General features: G+C 47.9%; 15 protein-coding genes and 1 tRNA gene. 12 read left to right on the top strand and 4 right to left on the bottom strand.

Features of this window, described 5'->3' with window-relative positions; genetic code table 11:
* Nucleotides 1–66 precede the first annotated feature (66 nt).
* The 8 genes from ICL55_RS32340 (at nucleotide 67) to gap (ending at nucleotide 9,739) form a co-directional block, all read left to right on the top strand.
* Nucleotides 67–3,261: an efflux RND transporter permease subunit gene (locus ICL55_RS32340; RefSeq protein ID WP_188105641.1), complete on the top strand. Its 3,195-nt coding sequence runs from the start codon at nucleotides 67–69 to the stop codon at nucleotides 3,259–3,261.
* A 75-nt stretch (nucleotides 3,262–3,336) separates the two neighbouring features.
* Complete coding sequence (locus ICL55_RS32335) at nucleotides 3,337–4,716, top strand: efflux transporter outer membrane subunit (protein WP_246496780.1); 1,380 nt, start codon at nucleotides 3,337–3,339, stop codon at nucleotides 4,714–4,716.
* 244 nt (nucleotides 4,717–4,960) lie between these two features.
* Nucleotides 4,961–5,887 carry an NAD-dependent epimerase/dehydratase family protein gene (locus ICL55_RS32330; protein WP_188105637.1) on the top strand — a complete coding sequence of 309 codons (927 nt, stop codon included), beginning with the start codon at nucleotides 4,961–4,963 and terminating at the stop codon, nucleotides 5,885–5,887.
* A gap of 128 nt (nucleotides 5,888–6,015) precedes the next feature.
* Nucleotides 6,016–6,100, top strand: a tRNA-Ser gene (locus tag ICL55_RS32325).
* Between the two features lie 250 nt (nucleotides 6,101–6,350).
* Complete coding sequence (locus tag ICL55_RS32320) at nucleotides 6,351–7,166, top strand: alpha/beta fold hydrolase (RefSeq protein WP_188105635.1); 816 nt, start codon at nucleotides 6,351–6,353, stop codon at nucleotides 7,164–7,166.
* A 57-nt stretch (nucleotides 7,167–7,223) separates the two neighbouring features.
* Nucleotides 7,224–7,958: a helix-turn-helix domain-containing protein gene (locus ICL55_RS32315; protein ID WP_188105633.1), complete on the top strand. Its 735-nt coding sequence runs from the start codon at nucleotides 7,224–7,226 to the stop codon at nucleotides 7,956–7,958.
* 64 nt (nucleotides 7,959–8,022) lie between these two features.
* Nucleotides 8,023–8,568, top strand: a complete 546-nt coding sequence (locus ICL55_RS32310) for a dihydrofolate reductase family protein (protein ID WP_188105631.1) — start codon at nucleotides 8,023–8,025, stop codon at nucleotides 8,566–8,568.
* Nucleotides 8,569–8,716: 148 nt separating this feature from the next.
* The gene (gene gap, locus ICL55_RS32305; RefSeq protein WP_188105629.1) at nucleotides 8,717–9,739 is read left to right on the top strand and encodes a type I glyceraldehyde-3-phosphate dehydrogenase; all 1,023 of its coding nucleotides are present in this window, start codon (nucleotides 8,717–8,719) and stop codon (nucleotides 9,737–9,739) included.
* 74 nt (nucleotides 9,740–9,813) lie between these two features.
* On the opposite strand, the gene ICL55_RS32300 is transcribed toward gap, so the two are convergent.
* Complete coding sequence (locus tag ICL55_RS32300) at nucleotides 9,814–10,710, bottom strand: alpha/beta hydrolase (RefSeq protein ID WP_188105627.1); 897 nt, start codon at nucleotides 10,708–10,710, stop codon at nucleotides 9,814–9,816.
* A gap of 97 nt (nucleotides 10,711–10,807) precedes the next feature.
* On the opposite strand from ICL55_RS32300, the gene ICL55_RS32295 reads away from it, so the two are divergent.
* Both ICL55_RS32295 and ICL55_RS32290 read left to right on the top strand, forming a co-directional pair.
* Nucleotides 10,808–11,677, top strand: a complete 870-nt coding sequence (locus ICL55_RS32295) for a LysR family transcriptional regulator (protein ID WP_188105625.1) — start codon at nucleotides 10,808–10,810, stop codon at nucleotides 11,675–11,677.
* 48 nt (nucleotides 11,678–11,725) lie between these two features.
* Nucleotides 11,726–12,370: a hypothetical protein gene (locus ICL55_RS32290; RefSeq protein ID WP_188105623.1), complete on the top strand. Its 645-nt coding sequence runs from the start codon at nucleotides 11,726–11,728 to the stop codon at nucleotides 12,368–12,370.
* 44 nt (nucleotides 12,371–12,414) lie between these two features.
* Here ICL55_RS32290 and ICL55_RS32285 read toward each other — a convergent pair whose 3' ends face one another.
* The 3 genes from ICL55_RS32285 to ICL55_RS32275 form a co-directional block, all read right to left on the bottom strand.
* Nucleotides 12,415–12,918 (bottom strand): helix-turn-helix transcriptional regulator, encoded by a 504-nt coding sequence (locus ICL55_RS32285; protein WP_188105620.1) that lies wholly within the window; start codon nucleotides 12,916–12,918, stop codon nucleotides 12,415–12,417.
* A 17-nt stretch (nucleotides 12,919–12,935) separates the two neighbouring features.
* Nucleotides 12,936–13,493, bottom strand: a complete 558-nt coding sequence (locus ICL55_RS32280; protein WP_223151670.1) for a hypothetical protein — start codon at nucleotides 13,491–13,493, stop codon at nucleotides 12,936–12,938.
* Between the two features lie 182 nt (nucleotides 13,494–13,675).
* The gene (locus ICL55_RS32275; RefSeq protein ID WP_188105618.1) at nucleotides 13,676–15,871 is read right to left on the bottom strand and encodes an outer membrane beta-barrel family protein; all 2,196 of its coding nucleotides are present in this window, start codon (nucleotides 15,869–15,871) and stop codon (nucleotides 13,676–13,678) included.
* A 158-nt stretch (nucleotides 15,872–16,029) separates the two neighbouring features.
* On the opposite strand from ICL55_RS32275, the gene ICL55_RS32270 reads away from it, so the two are divergent.
* Nucleotides 16,030–17,073 (top strand): sensor histidine kinase, encoded by a 1,044-nt coding sequence (locus ICL55_RS32270; protein ID WP_188105616.1) that lies wholly within the window; start codon nucleotides 16,030–16,032, stop codon nucleotides 17,071–17,073.
* Nucleotides 17,066–17,785, top strand: a complete 720-nt coding sequence (locus tag ICL55_RS32265) for a LytR/AlgR family response regulator transcription factor (RefSeq protein ID WP_188105613.1) — start codon at nucleotides 17,066–17,068, stop codon at nucleotides 17,783–17,785. Before ICL55_RS32270 ends, ICL55_RS32265 begins: the two co-directional genes overlap by 8 nt.
* Nucleotides 17,786–17,802 lie beyond the last annotated feature (17 nt).

Raw genomic sequence — 17,802 nt, 5'->3', positions numbered from 1 at the left:
TGCGCTTTGCGGATAACCTTCATTCTTCATCATCTTTTCTGATGATGCTTAAATGCTATTGACATTATGTTTAGAAAATTCATAGAACGGCCAGTATTGGCTACCGTTATATCAATCCTCCTGGTCTTGCTGGGAATACTGGGGTTGCTGACCCTTCCCATGAGCCAGTTCCCGGACATCGCACCGCCCAGCGTAGCCGTAACGGCCTCTTATCCCGGAGCCAACTCCGAGGTGGTGGCCCGTTCCGTGGCCACGCCTATCGAAGAGGCGGTGAACGGGGTGGAGAACATGACTTACATGACTTCACAATCCAACAACGATGGTTCCATGACGCTCAACGTTTACTTCCGTTTGGGCACTGACCCGGACCTCGCTGCGGTGAACGTGCAGAACCGTGTGGCCAAAGCCACCAGCCAGCTGCCGGCAGAAGTGATACAGGCCGGTATCAGCACCCAGAAAGTACAGAACAGTATGATCATGGTGGTGAACCTGCAGAGTGACAAACCGGAGTATAATGAGACCTTCCTGCAGAACTATGCGAAGATCAATATCATCCCGGAAATACAACGTGTAAAAGGGGTTGGTCAGGCGATGGTGTTTGGCGCCAAAGACTACTCTATGCGTATCTGGCTGCGTCCTGACAGGCTGACGGCCTATAATATGTCTCCGCAGGAAGTACTGGGCGCTATCCGCGACCAGAACCTGGAAGCTGCGCCCGGCCGTTTCGGTGAAGGCAGCCAGGAGTCTTTCGAATATGTGATCAAATACAAGGGTAAGCTCAACAAGAACCAGCAGTATGAAGATATCATCCTGCGCGCCAATCCGGACGGTTCTGTGCTGCGGCTGAAAGACGTGGCCCGTGTGGAATTCGGTTCCTTCACTTATGGCAGTGATACCAAAGTAAACAGTAAATATGGTATCGGTATCGCGATCAACCAGACCGCTGGTTCCAACGCGAATGAAATACAGGAAACGATCAACAAGCTGATGAAAAAAGCGGAAAAATCGTTCCCTACCGGTATCGAGTACTTTAATATTTACAGCACCAAAGAATACCTGGATGAATCTATTGATCAGGTGAAACACACACTGGTAGAGGCTTTTATCCTTGTGTTTATTGTGGTGTTCATCTTCCTGCAGGATTTCCGCTCCACCCTGATCCCGGCGATAGCCGTACCGGTGGCCATCATTGGTACCTTCTTTTTCATGAAGTTGTTCGGCTTCTCTATCAACCTGCTGACGTTGTTCGCGCTGATCCTTGCGATCGGTATCGTGGTGGATGACGCCATTGTGGTGGTGGAGGCGGTCCATGCGAAGATGGAAAAAGGGGCGAACCCGCGTATCGCCACGTTGTCGTCCATGCAGGAGATCTCCGGTGCGATCATTTCCATTACGCTGGTGATGTCTGCCGTGTTTATCCCGGTAGGTTTCATGGAAGGCCCTGCGGGTGTGTTCTACCGGCAGTTCGCCTTTACGCTGGCCATCGCCATCCTGATCTCCGCGCTGAACGCGTTGACGCTCAGTCCTGCGCTCTGTGCCTTGATCCTGAAAAATAATCATGCCGATCACGGACAGGAACATGGTAAACTGAATGGTCATGCGCCGCAGCAGAAAAGCTTTGGCAAACGTTTCTTTACTGCTTTCAATACCGGCTTTAATGCCATGACAGAAAAGTACGCCCGCAGTTTGCAGTTCCTCATCAAACGTAAATGGTTGACGATTGGAGGACTGGTGATCATTGGCGGCGTTACTTTCTGGATGATGCGTACCACACCTTCCGGCTTTATTCCCACAGAAGACCAGGGCTTTGCGGTATATGCCGTGACCATGCCTCCCGGTTCTTCACTGGAACGTACAAGACAGGTAGTGGACAAGGTGGAGCATATTGTGAAAGACCTCGAGTCTACCAGCTCTTACCTGAGCGTGTCCGGCTTTAACTTCCTCAGTAACTCCAGCAGTGCCACTTCCGGTGTAGGGTTTATTAAACTGAAGCCGCACGCCGATCGTGGTAAGATCAAAGATATGAATGCGCTGATGGGCATGTTGCAGGGTAAGTTTGCCGCCATCCCCGAAGCCAGCATTTTCGTGTTCAACATGCCTACTGTACCGGGCTTTAGTAATGTGGCCGGTTTTGAAGTGGTATTGCAGGACCGTACCGGCGGATCGCTGGATAAACTGGGTGGCACCGCCTACGGATTTATCGGTGAACTGATGAAACGTAAAGAGATAGCCTTCGCGTTCACCACGTTCAATAACGGTCATCCGCAGTTTGAAATAGAAATTGACGACCGTAAAGCCAAACAGCTGGGTATCGCTGTGGGAGATATCTTGCAGACCATGCAGGTGTATTATGGTAGTATGTTTGCCTCTGACTTCAACCGCTTTGGTAAATACTACCGTGTGATTGTACAGGCCGACGCTGAGCAGCGTAAAGACCCGGGCTCACTGGATGGGGTATACGTAAAAAACCAGTTCGGCGAACAAGTGCCTATCAACACGGTGGTATCACTGAAACGCGTATACGGACCAGAGACCGTGACCCGCAACAACCTGTTCAACGCGGTGACCATCAACGGTCAGGCGAAACCGGGTTACAGTAGTGGTGACGCCATCAAGGCCGTAGAAGAAGTGGCGGCGCAGTATCTGCCGAGAGGTTACACTTACGAATGGGTGGGTATGACCAAAGAAGAGATCAGCGCTGGTAACCAGTCTACCATCATCTTCACGCTGTGTCTGATATTCGTGTACTTCCTGCTGGCAGCACAATACGAAAGTTATATCCTGCCACTGGCGGTGATCCTCTCTATACCGTTGGGTATCTTCGGTGTGTTTGCGTTCATCAACCTGTTTGGTATTGATAACAATATATATGTACAGGTAGGTTTAATCATGTTGATAGGGCTGCTGGCGAAAAACGCCATTCTGATCGTGGAATACGCGGTACAGAGAAGACGCAGTGGCATGGGACTGGTAGCATCCGGTATCCGTGCGGCCCGCCTGCGTCTGCGCCCTATTTTGATGACCTCTTTCGCCTTTATCGCAGGTTTGTTGCCGCTGATGCGCGCTACCGGCTCTTCCGCGCTGGGTAACCGTTCCATCAGTACCGGTGCTGCCGGCGGTATGCTTACCGGTGTAGTGTTGGGCGTGTTTGCCATCCCGGTATTGTATGTGATTTTCCAGTTCCTTCAGGAAAAAATCAGTCGCAAACCTATTGTGACCGAGGAAGAGAAAAAAGCAGAGATGGCCGAACTGGTGCACTAACAGTCAACAGATCTATTACCAGAAACAGAAAAAAGACAGATGAATACCAGATATAGCACATTCATAATTTTGTTGTTGTCCTTAGTTGTAGGGTTAGCAGCTTGCCGGGTTGGCCGTAATTACGAGCGGCCCCCGGTGGCGCTGCCCAACCAATTCGGCAACGTAGCTCCTTCCGACAGCAGTATTGCTGAAATGGAATGGAAAAGATTCTTCAGCGATGTGACCCTGCAGCAGTTGATCGATAAAGCCCTTACCGGCAACTACGACCTGCAGCTGGCCGTGAAAAGGGTAGAAGCGTCACAGGCTTATTTGAAACAGGCCAAAGCCGCCTGGCTGCCAGCGTTCAACGCCACCGCCACGGCTAACACCAACTTCCCGTCCAAGAATAGTTTCACCGGTATGAACCTGAGTAATTTCAACTTCGGTGATCATATTGAAGACTATAACCTGGGGGTGGGGATGTCCTGGGAGATAGACGTATGGGGTAAAATCCGCCGTCAGCGTGAAGCTGCACAGGCCACCCTGTTACAGTCATACGAAGGGCAACGTGCCGTTCAGACCGGCCTGGTAGCCGCCATCGCCAGCAGCTATTTTAACCTGCTGATGCTGGACAACCAGCTGGCCATCGCCAAACGCAACGTAGCGCTGAGCGACACCATCGTACAGATGATCCGTCTGCAGAAGACAGCCGGTGAAGTCACTGAACTGGCCGTACAGCAGGCTATTTCCCAGAAGCAGACCGCAGCCTTGCTGGTACCGCAACTGGAGCAGGGCATCGGCATTCAGGAAAACGCGATCCGCATCCTGACAGGCGAACTGCCTGCACCTATCAGCAGGACCAGCCAGCTGCATGATTTTAAAGTAGCTGATTCCTTACCTACCGGTATTCCTGCCGGTATGGTGAGCCGCCGTCCGGACGTGAGGGCTGCTGAATTGGGCCTGGTAGCCGCCAACGCCCGCGTGGGCGCTGCCCAGGGTAATATGTACCCTTCCCTGAACATCACGGCTAACGGTGGTGTGAATGCTTTCAAAGCCAGCAACTGGTTTACCCTTCCTGCCTCTTTGTTTGGTACCGTGGCGGGCAGTATTACCCAACCTATCTTCCAGCGCCGTGCCCTGAAAACACAGCTGGAAGTAGCTAAAATAGAGCGCGAGCAATCTGTGATCTCCTTCCGTCAGGCAACGCTCAACGCCGTCGGCGAAGTAAGCGATGCATTAATTAAACTGGACAAGCTGAAAACACAGCAGCAGATTGCAGGCGAACAGGTAGCGACTACCCAGCTGGCCGTACAACAGGCACAGATGCTGTTTCGCAGTGGTATGGCCACTTACCTCGAAGTGATCACCGCCCAGTCACGTGCCCTTCAGGCAGAACTGGGACAGGCCGATGTTGACCGTCAGCGCCTGAGCGCGATGGTAGACCTGTACCGGTCACTCGGCGGCGGATGGAAATAGCCATCGACCTAAAAAAATAACAGACAGGCTATCATCAACAGACAGGAAATTAATGAAGATAGCATGGCGATAGTGAATAAAAGACACGCAGAACGAATGTAAGAATCAACAGCAGAACAGTAGCTCAACAGCAAAAAAGTAAGCCAGAATAGAAAGAGGGAGCCCCGTTCAGTTGTATACTGGACGGGGTTTTTCTTTTAGGTTACCCGTGAGAGCCGTTTTGTTACACCAAAAATCAGCAAAGATGAAACAGACTATTTTAGGCGCCGGTGGCGCCGTAGGCGTAGAAGTGGCCAGAGCGCTCACCACCTATACACACGACATCCGGCTGGTAAGCCGGAACCCCAAAAAAGTCAATGCCTCCGACGAACTGGTTAAAGCAGACCTCACCAACCGCGATCATGTGTTCCATGCCGTAGCCGGCAGCGAAATCGTTTACCTGACGCTTGGCTTTGAATATAGCACCAGAGTATGGAAAACAGCATGGCCTGCGTTGATACGGAATGTTATCGACGCCTGCCTCGCGCATCAGGCCAAACTGGTATTCTTTGACAACGCCTACGCCATCGGCGGAAATCATGTACACCATATCACAGAAGATACGCCCTTCCGCCCGTCGAGCCAGAAAGGACAGGTCAGGACCGAAGTGGACGAGATCATCCTGCAAAGTATAGCGCAGCGGGGACTACAGGCCCTCATCGCCAGAGCCCCGGATATTTTTGGTGATATCAAGGTGAACAGCGTATTGATGCACCTGGTATATGATAACCTGGTCAGAGGTGAGAAGGCCGTCTGGCTCTGCAAAGCCGATGTGGTCCACAGTATCGGCTATACGCCGGAACTGGCCAAAGGTACCGTGATGCTGGGCAATACGCCTGATACCTATAACCAGATATGGAACCTGCCCACCGACCCGCAGCGTATCACCGGAAAAGAGTGGATACAGCTGTTTGCCCAGGCATTAGGCAAAAACGATGCGTTTGACGTGTTGCCGGCATCGCTGGTGAAAGAGCTCGGCGTGGACAACCAGATCATGCACGAACTCTTCGAGATGTTGTATCAATACGATCGTGATTATTATTTCGACAGTAGCAAGTTCAATCAACGATTTAATTATACGCCCATGAGCAACGCACAGGCCGTGCAGGAGACCGTGGAGCGGTTAGCTTAGTTTTTTTCAGACTAATACCAGCACCAGCCGGTGGCAGCAGGCCCACATGCAGCTTTTCCGGCTGGTCTGTATTTTTTTGTAATTTTTTTTGGCGATTTTAAAAGACTTATATACCTTTGCGCTCCACTGGAGAGTTGGCAGAGCGGTCGATTGCGGCAGTCTTGAAAACTGTTGACTGTAACAGGTCCCGGGGTTCGAATCCCTGACTCTCCGCTAAGAAGGAAACGATCAATATTGATCGTTTCTTTTTTTTGTGCCCTTCCTCAAATCCTATCGAAACATATTTTGAGAAAAAAGTGTTTTATAGCACGTGGCTACTTCGCCGGAATCAACCCCCCAAATTGTCGTTTCTACACAGTGTTAAATTCTCAAACGAATTCCATCTTTGTATGGCTAATTAAATCAAAACGGCGCTATGAAAACGTATCATCTCTTTATATCAATACTAATAACTGCAATCGTTATGTCTACAGTATCTCCATCTTACGGTCAGCATGTCCAGCCGTCCGAAAAAGGCTATGCATCTGTCAATGGTACCAAGGTTTACTACGAGGTGTATGGCAAGGGTATGCCCGTCATTTTATTGCACGGTGCCTATATGACCATCGATTTGAACTGGGGCGAGCTAATCCCTGAACTGTCAACATCCAGAAAAGTAATTGCTATAGAACTGCAGGGGCATGGGCATACGCCGTTTTCAGACAGGGAGTTATCGCTGAATACTTTAGCCAGTGATGTGGAAGGCGTCATGGACCAATTGAAAATTGACAGCGCGGATATTGTAGGATATAGTTTTGGCGGCAAAGTAGCCTATCAGTTTGCCATACAAAGTCCGAAGCGGTTACGGAATTTAGTGATCATTTCCTCTACATATAAGAGCAGTGGCTGGTTGCCCGAGGTAAACAATGGGTTTAAAGCAGCGAAGCCGGAATTCTTTGCCAATACCCCCATGAAAGCAGCATATGATGCAGTGGCGCCAGATAAAACCAAATGGACCCGCTTCGTAGAGCAGATGATTGCTTCCGGCGCAACGCCATTCGATCTGGGAGATGCCAATATCTCAAAAATCTCCGCACCGGTATTAATCATCGCGGGGGATAATGACGGCCTGGATAAAATTGAGCTGGTAAAAACCTATCAGTTGCTGGGAGGTAATGTGGCCGTAGGCTTTAGCCCAACGCCCAAATCACAACTGGCTATTGTGCCCGGACAAGGACATATCAGCCTGATGAAACAGACGGCAACGATTTTGTCTTACCTGAACGGCTTTTTGAAATAACCCGGCGCCCGGATGTTTCTTTTGTATCTTTATAGATAACCAATTTGGGTTTTAGCAATGAAGCATCACGAGGCGACACCCTGCACGGAATTAGCAGGCTATATCCACGCTTTCTGGGAATTGAAAGGCGATGACGGCGATGGCCAATGGGAACGAATATTTCCTGATGGCCGTCCCGGTATCATTATGAATTTAGGAGCGTCCTGCCGGACAGATAGCGGCTTAGTTACGATGGAGCATGGTAAAACTTACGTGGTAGGCGCTATGACTACTTTTAAGGATAGTTTTATTGATAAGAATACCCATCTGCTGGGCGTGTGTTTAAAACCAGCGGTGTTCTCGTCTTTTTACCACTATGCACCACAAAATGAATTGACCAATCATACGGTTGAATTTGACTTGTCGCATTCATTTGATATGGGTAAGATCAGCAAAGACCCCTATGCTTATCTCAACAGATATTTTCTGGATAGAAAGGGGGGCATCAACCAGTTGCTGCAGTCGGTGCTCGACGATATTCATGTTTATAAAGGAAAGGTAAGCGTCTACGATATTGCGAAGAGGAATTTTACCACGGTCAGGCAGGTGGAGCGGATGTTTAAAACACATATCGGGGTAACGCCGAAGGAGTATGTAAAGATTATCCGTTTCCAGTCAGTGCTGGCTGTGATGAACGAAACAACCAAACCGAAAAGCCTGTCAGATATTGCTTTTGAAGGCGGGTTTTATGATCAGTCGCATCTGACGAATGAGATGAAACGTTACACGGGGCTTACTCCTGCCCGGTTATAATTTTGTCGTGTTTTTCCAAAAAAGTAACTGCACCTGGTATTTATTTTTGTGAAAAGTCTTTAGCATGAAAAAAATCATTTTGAATTTAGCGGTTACTTTGGATGGATTTATTGAAGGGCCAAATGGAGAAGTGGATTGGTGTATTATGGATGATGATATGGATTTTGGCAGCTTCATTGCAAGCATTGATACGATATTTTACGGCAGAGTGAGCTATGATGCCTGGGGGAATTTCCAGCCAGACGAAACGACCAGTCCGGCGGAAAAGGAGATGTGGCAGGGGATTCATTCAAAACAGAAATTCGTTTTCTCGCGTCAAAGCCGGCAGGATAATAAAGCCACGTTCATCCATGCTAATATCGTTGACCAGGTGGCTGACATAAAACGGCAGGGCGGCAAAGATATTTGGTTATATGGTGGGGCAAGCCTTATCAAAACATTTATACAATCAGGTCTTATTGATGTATATAAAGTATCGGTACATCCGGTGGTTTTAGGAACCGGTAAACCCTTGTTTGAAGACTTAAAGGGGCGGATAGGTTTACAGTTGACCAATACCCGGGTTTTTAAATCGGGGGTGGTGGAACTTACCTACGAACCAGTTAGTTAGACAATAAGGCGCTTTTATTTTTTGGGCGCGGGCCAACAAAAAATGAAAGCGTTTCCCATTTTTCGCGGAAATTTCCCAGTCACGCTACCTTGCAGTTTTTTATTATTTGGGAGTTATCAAATAACTTTGCCCTAATAACTGCATAAGTATGAGGATAGCTATTAATGGTTTTGGGCGTATTGGCAGGATATGTTTACGCGTGTTACTGCAAAGAAAAGGAATTGAAGTAGTGGCAATAAATGATCTGGCAGATACTCCAACATTGGCACATCTTTACTGTTACGACTCCGTACATGGGCCGTATGAAGGTGAGGTAGAGGCTACTGCGGATGCTTTGATTGTTGACGGGAAACCGATTCGTATTTTAAGTGAGCGTGATCCGCTGAAGTTGCCCTGGGCTGCCCTGGATATTGATGTGGTAATCGAATCGACCGGTAAGTTTACTACGAGGGCTGCAGCTGAATTGCATTTGAAGGCCGGAGCCAAACAGGTTATCGTGTCAGCGCCATCGCCTGATAAAGATATTCCTACGGTGGTATTAGGGGTGAACGACCATCTGATAGATCTTACCTCACCAATATTGTCCAATGCGTCGTGCACCACTAACAACGTAGCACCGATGGTAAAGGTTTTAGACGATAACTGGGGAATCATGGATGGATATATTACGACCGTCCATTCTATGACCGGAGATCAGAACCTGCATGATGCGCCACATAGAGACCTTCGCAGGGCGCGTGCTGCATCGGCATCTATTATACCCACGTCTACAGGTGCTGCCAAAGCCATCACTAACATATTTCCGCATTTGGAAGGTAAAATGGGCGGTGCCGGGATACGGGTGCCGGTTTTGAATGGTTCCCTTACCGATTTTACCTGCATCCTGAAAAAACAACCTAAAGATGTCAATGAAATCAACGCCAGGTTTAAAGAGGCGGCGCAGACGTCGATGAAGGGGGTGCTGAAATATACCGAAGCGCCCATCGTATCTGTGGATGTTATCGATAATCCTTATTCCTGCACGTTCGATGCCTTATTAACTTCGATTGTGGGCGATTTGGTGAAAGTTGTGGGCTGGTATGATAATGAATTCGGATATTCTAACCGTTTAGCTGATTTAGTGGTGCGCATTGCGGAACTGCAACATCAGGCTGCGGCGACAAGTAAATAGATGCTCCACCTGCAAAACAGGAGGAGTTTAGCGAAAAATCAGGAGCCTTCGGATCTGCATCCGAAGGCTTTTTATTATACCAGTTTATTCCTGAGATACGCCGATATCGCTACGATGACCTCTTTGCCCTGATCTATGACACCTCCCATCTGAAAGAAGCCATGTATCATTTTGGGATATAGCTTTTCTGTCACTTCTACATTTGCCTGGCGAAGCTTTTGGGCATAGTTCATAATTTCATCCCGCAGCGGATCGTATTCTGCTGCGATCATGAAGGTATCGGGCATGCCTGACAGGTCATTATTGTATATCGGGGCCGCCTTGATTTTATCGTCCGTATAATAATTCCATAACTCAATACCACTCTTGAGGGTTACGATAGGACCTTCCGCGAAGGTAGACCAGGAGGGCGTTGTAAGGGAGGAGTCGGTAGCAGGGTAGATGAGTACCTGGCATACGATGTCGGATAGTTCTCCTGCAACGGCGGTAGCCAATGTACCTCCCGCGCTATCACCGGCCACGGCTATACGATGATGGTCTATTCCTAATTCCGTGGCATGGCCTATGGTCCACCGGGTAGCGTCGATACAATCATGCAGGCCATTCGGGAAAGGATATTCAGGGGCCAGCCGGTAATCCACTGAAATGATCACCATCCCTGATAAATTAGCGAGCTGCCGCAGTGGACGGTCGTGTGAGTCGAGGCTTCCCTTGAAGAACCCGCCGCCATGAAAATACATGACCGCGGGCAATGTTTTTTCACCGGAAGGTCTGTAAATTCTAATGTTGATTTTTCGATCGGTGAAATCGAGTGTCCTGTTTTCGACGCTGAATACAGCTTCCTCATCTCCGGCCAGCGGCACCAGCCTTTCGTAGAATTCTCTGGAAGCCTGCAATCTGTCTGCTATATGCGTAACCCTCACTGCATCCATGTAGGCCAGCGCTTCCTGTACCTGTGGTAGAATTTCCATAGTGTATTCGTTTTACAGGCAAATTTCCTTCCCTCAGAGATATAAGTAAAATAGCTTATTTTATGAGCGGTCATAAAAACAATTATAACTTTGGGGTATGGTAAATCTGGAATGGTACCGAACATTTAAAGCTGTATATCAAACAGGGTCGCTGACAGCTGCATCGAAGATTTTGTTTATCTCGCAGCCTAATGTGAGCCAGCATCTCGCTTTGCTCGAAGCGCACGTGGGACAGCCGCTGTTTGAACGGAAGCCGAAAATAGTGCCTACAGACTATGGCAAATTGTTTTACACGCAGGTAGTGGTGCCTTTGGAGATGCTGGAGGAGGTAGAAGAGGGCTTTCAGGCAGCCAGCTTAAAAAAGCAGGCATCTATTATCCGCATGGGTGTGGTACAGGAATATTTTCAGTCGGTATTATCTGAAAAGGTGATGGCCATCGATGCCCATCTTGTTTTCTCTTTTGGCAATACCAGAGAGCTGCTGACCAGATTGCACAAAGGCACATTGGAATTTGTGGTCGCAACAAAACTGACTGACTATAAGCACCTTGTTTTTGAGCCTGTCAGGCAGGAGACTTTTGTCATCGCAGGCAGTAAAACAGTTGACACTACTGAGTTTGAGCGTTATGTAAAAAACGAAGACTGGGAAAAGGCGGAAGCCTGGTTGTTGTCGCAGCCCTGGGTGGCCTATACCTCCGATCTTGCGATCATACGCAGGTTCTGGCAGAAGAACTTCGACAAACGTCCGGTTATCAAACCGTCTTGTGTGATACCAAACATGAGCTTTATCCTGCAGTCGCTGAAGCCTTCTACTGCTTTGACCATCGCGGCAGACTACCTGCTGGATGATGATCTGAAAGTGATCTGGAGTGGAAGGGTAGCTACCGCAAATACCCTGTATCTGGCTTATGATAAAACCAGGGTTACGGACGAGCAGGTGAAGCGGATGAAAGAATTTTGCCGATAAACCATCGTTTTTGTTTAGTTTTCACCCATTGTATTATTGTAGCATTATATGAAATATTTTTTATCGTTATTCCTGTTACCCCTGATGTTCTCCTGCCAGGGACAAACCAACCCCAAATATGTAGGTGAGCCCAACAGCACATTCCAGCTGGATAAAATTACTTTCGCTGAGCAGCCCGACACCCTGCTTTCCAAAGTAGCGCGGTACTACAAGCTGCCGGAGGATGACGGCTATTTTAATGATACCATCAAACAATTCATTAAAACCGGTACGCTGTATCATATCTATCGGATAGTGCCGAAGCATGTAAGTGCCGGCATGTTTGCGTTTAGTACCTTGAAGTTGCCAGCCGGGCAGATCGTCGATTTTTATGTGGACCCATCTCAAAAGCTGAGAAAGCTGGAGTTGTCTGTGTATATGACCGAAGCGGAATACAAGCAGTTAATAGCAGCTGGTAAAGGTCTGAAAGATGTTACCCCGGATAATGTCAGGAAATTCAATCAGGGTAAATATGTCATCTATCAACAGGATGAAGATCAAAAGCAAACAACATTATACTGCCTCGATAACCGGAAAGAGAATGAGCCGGGTAAGGATTATTTTCTGCGAATAGCGATGATGAGCCTTCAAATAAAGACAGATAGGTTTTACCAGCGGTTGCATACGGATATGGAGGCCGCAGGAAAGAAATAGGCGGATTATCCGACAGGATTGGTAATCCGCAGAGAGATTGCGTTTTATGCTATTTGTAATACTTTTTCGTAATCGTATTTTTTATACTTCTTTTCCAGCTTCGTCTCCTGCTCAAATTTTATCATTTCATTTTTAAACTGTACTCTAAGCCACAAATCAGCAGGAGTATGAAAGAAATGCCCAAATTTTAAGGCCAGTTCCGGATTGAACTTTCTATCTTCTTTATAATATTTGTTCAGATTAGCAAGATCAATTTCAATATAATAGGCGAACTCCCCCTTTTTTAATTTCAAAATACGCAGGAAATCATTGGCAAAATCCCTGATAGATCGCATTTCGTTTGCTGTGATTGTTTGATCTAGAACATAGGATTCCATCTGATAGCGAATGGTCAGCATTTCGTTCCTTATTAGTCGGGCTGTGCTTCGATTGGTATTATGTTCTTTGGCCGCAGCGGCAACTATTGCCTTATGTTTGGCGCTTCTTGCATGACCATCTTTAGGGGCAAGCGTGACGTCTGGTTGGTGGGTTCGTTTTTTCTTTTCCATTGCACAAATTTTTGAATTTATTCTGTTGATTTCAGGTATTTTTCTACGAGCTTTTCCCCGTCTTCATCCGCAATAACCATAGTGGTAGTGGTGCCGATCCGCTTCGCATGGTATCTTGTTGAATACACTTCCATTAGTTTTCGCTCATTTTCCTCCTGCTCTTCCAGGACATCCAATTGAAGGTAAGCTTTGTAATCGTCCCGGCCCAGCCGGACACTCAGCATAAAGGCGTAGGCAATAAGGCAACCAGCGACCCAGTCATACTTCTTTCCTGCATGCCTGTTATGAGGTGCAACTTCTATCATAGATAAATATGGCGCCTTTTTATCAATAAGCTGAAATATCATACAACCTTCTACCGTAAGCGGATCTTCGTCAGTAACCAGGAGATAACCTGTCGCGTTTTTCAATTTTTGAAGTTCTTTGTCAAAATTGAACTGCCAGCCGTCATGCATGGACGGCATCTCCCTGATTGTACCCTTCCTGATTAGGGCTTCAATTTCACTCCCAGATTTAACTTCAAAAATTTTTACCTGCAATTTTGCTTCATTTCGCTGAATATTTTGGTTACTCAAAGATACGTAAAAATTGATTTTGGTACAAATTGTACAAATTTATTGATGCATTTTTCTAATAACATGATGCAAGATGGCGGCTATTGCGGCATATCATCTCCAGGAATATCGTTTGTTATAAATAAAGCACCGTTCCTCCCATTCTTGTCAGAACGAGTGATAAGGTGTCGTAAACAGCATTTTTAATGCCTCCCTATCGGCGGCATCTTCTTCTCTTCACTGTTATTATTCGCTTTCAACGATCCAAATTTCCAACTGAGGGCTATATGGAAACCCCTGTTGAAGTAGTGATTGACTTCTGTACTGCGGAAGCTGGGCGCTGTGGCGGTGCTGCGTTGCAACATACTGGTCTGAAACGGATTGGTGACACCTATCATTACGCTGGCTTTTTTATGGAAGAACTCCTTTTGAGCGGAGATACTATACGACCAGGACGCTGAATTCCTCCCCTGGAGCGTTACGTAGCCATTGCTATAGTCACCGGATGCCTGTAGGGTATAATCTTTCGGCAACGACCACGATACGTTTAAGTTGAAGGAATAGAAGCCTGCCTCGTTTTTCACCTGAAGGGCATCGCTTTTGAACCACACCTGGTACAGCTCGACGCCACCGTTGACACTCAGGCTGCTACTGAGGTCCATGGCGGCATTGATGTTAGCCCCTAATCGCTTGTTAGCGGCAACGTTACGCGGACTGGTACTGGAGATACCGAGGCTGTCTACGGAAGTCAGCATTTCGATAGCGTTGCTGTTGGAGCTGAAGTACACGCTGTTGTTTAAGGTGAAGCCGGAAGGGGCGTTGTAATTATACCCGGCTTCGAGCGTTCTTGTTGTCTCCGGCCGCAGCAAAGGATTGCCGGACGTGAGGTTGCGCGGATCGCTGGCATTCACGAATGGGTTAAGGTCCCATATCCATGGCCTGCGGATACGTTCCGTGTAACTGAATTTCACATCGTGCTGATCGTTCAGTGTTTTGGAGATCAGCAAGCTGGGCACCAGATTGTTGAACGAAGTATGGAAAGACGATGGCGCCCGCCGGAACGCGCTCCCCAGCTTTGTGCCTTCAAAACGAAGGCCGGTGCGGAACAGCCATTTATTTTCGGTTTCGAACTTCAGGCTGGCGTAGGTGGCATAGATGTGCTGAAAGTAGTTCATGTGATCGGAGCGGGAAGGTATCTCTATCAGATCATCGCCACCAGGATTGTGCTCGTTGTTCCGGGCGCTGTAGGAGGTGGAGGCGCTGGTCCTGCTGAACCTGACGCCCGTTTCGAGCACATTTCTTCCGGATAGGTTCAGTGGATGGGTGTAGTCTGCCTGCAGGCTGAAATCCCACGATTTGCTGCTGTTGGGGCCTGATTCACGGAAATAGTTCATCCCTGAAAGGGCATACTGATTGGTGAGGTATTCAGAACGATCGGTGACGTTGCTCACCTGGCCCAGGACCTGTAATTCCTGCACCTTCCGGCGGAATCGTTTTTGGTAGTTGGCAGAAAGCTCATAGTATCCGGAACTGTTTGTCTGACGGCTGTTTTGATTGTATTCCGTGTTGCTCTTGCCATCCTGATAACGGTTGTACAGCGTGCTGCGTGAAGGCCAGGAACCATTCCAGAAAGTAAGGGTGGTACTGATTTTCTGGAGGGAGTCGGCATGCCAGGTAAGACCGGCATCTCCATACAGGCCCCGCTCATGCTGGATGATTTCATTTTGCTGAAACAGTTCTCCTACCGGCTGGTCTTTGAACAGGGAGGTTCTGTTGAGCGTGGAAGTTCTCCGTTCTCTTTGATTGTTGGCATTGATGTTCAGACTAAGCTCCACATTTCCTTTTACTGTGCTCAGGGCGGCGCTGGCCGACTGCTCGAGGTTACCGGCGCTGACGGCTGTTTCCACGCTGGTACCTTTTATCTTCTTTTTGGTGATGATATTGATAACACCGGCGGCTCCTTCTGCCTCGTATTTGGCAGAAGGGGAAGTGATCACTTCAATGGATGCGATGCTGCTGGCCGGAATCATCTTTAAGGCTTCTTTCAGGTTTTTGGCGAAGATGCCGGAAGGGAGTCCATTCAGCAGTACTTTGATATTCGGGTCGCCCCGCATTTTGACTTCTCCATCGGCGCCTACGGTCAACAGGGGAACTTTCCGCAGCACATCGGTGGCGGAGCCGGCTTTGTTGCTGATATCGGCGGAGGCATTGTACACCAGCTTGTCGCCTTTCGTTACTACCAGCTTTTTTTTCCCGCTGATAGTAACGGCATTCAGGTGCTTTGTGCTGCTGACGATATTGGTATCGGGCTGCTGGGATGGCGGTTGCTGTGCATGGGCACTAAGGGAGGCCAGCATACACAGTATGGGTAAAAACAGTAATTTGATAACCGAAGGCATGGATTACAATTGAAATACATGCAAAACAAACCGCTTTGATGTCAACCTGAAAAAATGAATGAGCAAGTACCCGAATAGGATGACCAATGCAGTTCATCATCCAGTTTTGCAGGTTGTATTAAAATGAAAGAGCTTTGTTTTGACTTAAAGTGCAGGTAATGGAGAATAAAGCAAATTGGCTTCGGAGCAGGTTGCTGCAGGAACTGGTCGTATTTATTGCGATGTTCGTCCTCACAATACTGCATGAATGGATGAAGTTGGACTCTTTGATGGCGGTCCTCCAGGCATTGGCATTTTTTATATTGCTGTACGGACAGGCGCAGTTCAATCTATACCTGATATTTCCGCTGGTGATGGCCAGGAGGTATGCATTATACTTTCTGACTTTTGTAGTATCCACGCTGGTAGGCGCCCTGCTGTTGTTTGGACTGGATTATTTCTGGCTCTCTCCACAGTTCTACAAGGAGCCGGATGTGTCTATCCCGATGAACATTGCGTACAACTTTGTGCTGTGCATCATCAGTACGGTGACCATCCTTTCGCTGTTCCTGATACGCCAGTATTCGAGAGAACTACAGAAAAGGAGTGAGGTACAGCTGAAGCTAAGCGAGATGAACATCAAATTCCTCCATGCCCAGCTGAATCCGCATTTCTTTTTTAATATGTTCAATAACCTGTACGGGGTGAGCCTTACTGATCCGGCCCGGACACCGGAACTCATCCTGAAGCTGGCTGACCTGATGCGGTATCAGCTGGAGAACGGTAATAAATCCACGGTGAGTATACGGGAAGAACTACAGTTTATTGATAACTACATTGCTATGGAGCGGGAACGTATCGGGAAACGATGTCAGATCAGCTACGATTTTCCGGAGGACGATGCGTTGCTGCACCAATACCGGATTGCGCCGCTTATCCTGATTACCCTGGTGGAAAATGCTTTTAAACACAGTGTTACTATCAGCCATCCCTGGTTTGTGAATATCAGTGTTTACCGTTATGAAGATGATTTGGTGGCAGATGTGCGTAATTCATTGCCGGATGAAGCGCTGAAAAGTAATTCCACCGGCATTGGGTTGATCAACATCAAAGAGCGGCTGGAGATGCTCTATAAAAACAGATACAGTCTGACCAGCACCAGCGACCATCAGGAATACCGGACAACCCTGACGTTGAGGTTAAATACGACAGAACATGGATAATACGTTGAAATGCATTATTGTGGATGATGAAGAAGGCGCGCACCTGGTATTGAAGCAGTACATTAAAAACCTGCCTAACCTGGAGCTGGCGGAGTCGTTTTTTACAGCGGTGGAAGCCATGGGCTACATGTACAGCAACCGGGTGGATTTGGTTTTTCTGGATATCAATATGCCGGGACTGAGTGGGCTGGAACTATTGGAAACATTGTCGGATCCGCCGTTGGTGATATTAACGACCGCTTACCGGGAGTATGCGCTGGAAGGCTATAAATACCGCGTGGTGGACTATCTGGTGAAGCCATTCAATTTTCAGCGGTTTATGGCAGCTATAGACACCGTTTATTCCAGGCTCCGTCCCAGGATGACCATCGTGAATGAGTCGACCGGCATGCCCGATGCACCTTCGGCTTTTGTGATGCTGAAAGTGGATGGAGAAATTGTGAAGGTGATGTATGATCAGATTGTCTATGTCCGCAGCTGGGGCAACTATGTGAAAGTCGTCACTAAAGATGCTACCTACCTGAGCCCTATGACCACTACGGAAATAGAACAGAAGCTCGACAAGGTCCGGTTCAGGCGGATTCATAAATCCTATATCGTGGCCATGAGCCGTATCAGTAAAATAACCGGTGGCCAGGTAGCGCTTGACGAAGGAACGGTATTACCTATCGGTACGACTTATCGCAGAGACCTGTTGGACAACTTTCAATGATATATCCTTACATTAGT

This window comes from Chitinophaga varians (genome assembly GCF_014529945.1).
Taxonomy (GTDB): domain Bacteria; phylum Bacteroidota; class Bacteroidia; order Chitinophagales; family Chitinophagaceae; genus Chitinophaga; species Chitinophaga varians.
The sequence above is the reverse complement of the archived record's forward strand: the minus strand, read 5'-3'. Positions and strand labels throughout refer to the sequence as shown.

Excerpts from the sequence above, each read along its gene's own strand:
- ICL55_RS32340 (WP_188105641.1), top strand. The coding sequence starts at position 67 with ATGTTTAGAAAATTCATAGAACGGCCAGTATTGGCTACCGTTATATCA.
- ICL55_RS32330 (WP_188105637.1), top strand. The coding sequence starts at position 4,961 with ATGAAACAGACTATTTTAGGCGCCGGTGGCGCCGTAGGCGTAGAAGTG.
- ICL55_RS32320 (WP_188105635.1), top strand. The coding sequence starts at position 6,351 with ATGTCTACAGTATCTCCATCTTACGGTCAGCATGTCCAGCCGTCCGAA.
- ICL55_RS32315 (WP_188105633.1), top strand. The coding sequence starts at position 7,224 with ATGAAGCATCACGAGGCGACACCCTGCACGGAATTAGCAGGCTATATC.
- ICL55_RS32310 (WP_188105631.1), top strand. The coding sequence starts at position 8,023 with ATGAAAAAAATCATTTTGAATTTAGCGGTTACTTTGGATGGATTTATT.
- gap (WP_188105629.1), top strand. The coding sequence starts at position 8,717 with ATGAGGATAGCTATTAATGGTTTTGGGCGTATTGGCAGGATATGTTTA.
- ICL55_RS32300 (WP_188105627.1), bottom strand. The coding sequence starts at position 10,710 with ATGGAAATTCTACCACAGGTACAGGAAGCGCTGGCCTACATGGATGCA.
- ICL55_RS32295 (WP_188105625.1), top strand. The coding sequence starts at position 10,808 with ATGGTAAATCTGGAATGGTACCGAACATTTAAAGCTGTATATCAAACA.
- ICL55_RS32290 (WP_188105623.1), top strand. The coding sequence starts at position 11,726 with ATGAAATATTTTTTATCGTTATTCCTGTTACCCCTGATGTTCTCCTGC.
- ICL55_RS32285 (WP_188105620.1), bottom strand. The coding sequence starts at position 12,918 with ATGGAAAAGAAAAAACGAACCCACCAACCAGACGTCACGCTTGCCCCT.
- ICL55_RS32275 (WP_188105618.1), bottom strand. The coding sequence starts at position 15,871 with ATGCCTTCGGTTATCAAATTACTGTTTTTACCCATACTGTGTATGCTG.
- ICL55_RS32270 (WP_188105616.1), top strand. The coding sequence starts at position 16,030 with ATGGAGAATAAAGCAAATTGGCTTCGGAGCAGGTTGCTGCAGGAACTG.
- ICL55_RS32265 (WP_188105613.1), top strand. The coding sequence starts at position 17,066 with ATGGATAATACGTTGAAATGCATTATTGTGGATGATGAAGAAGGCGCG.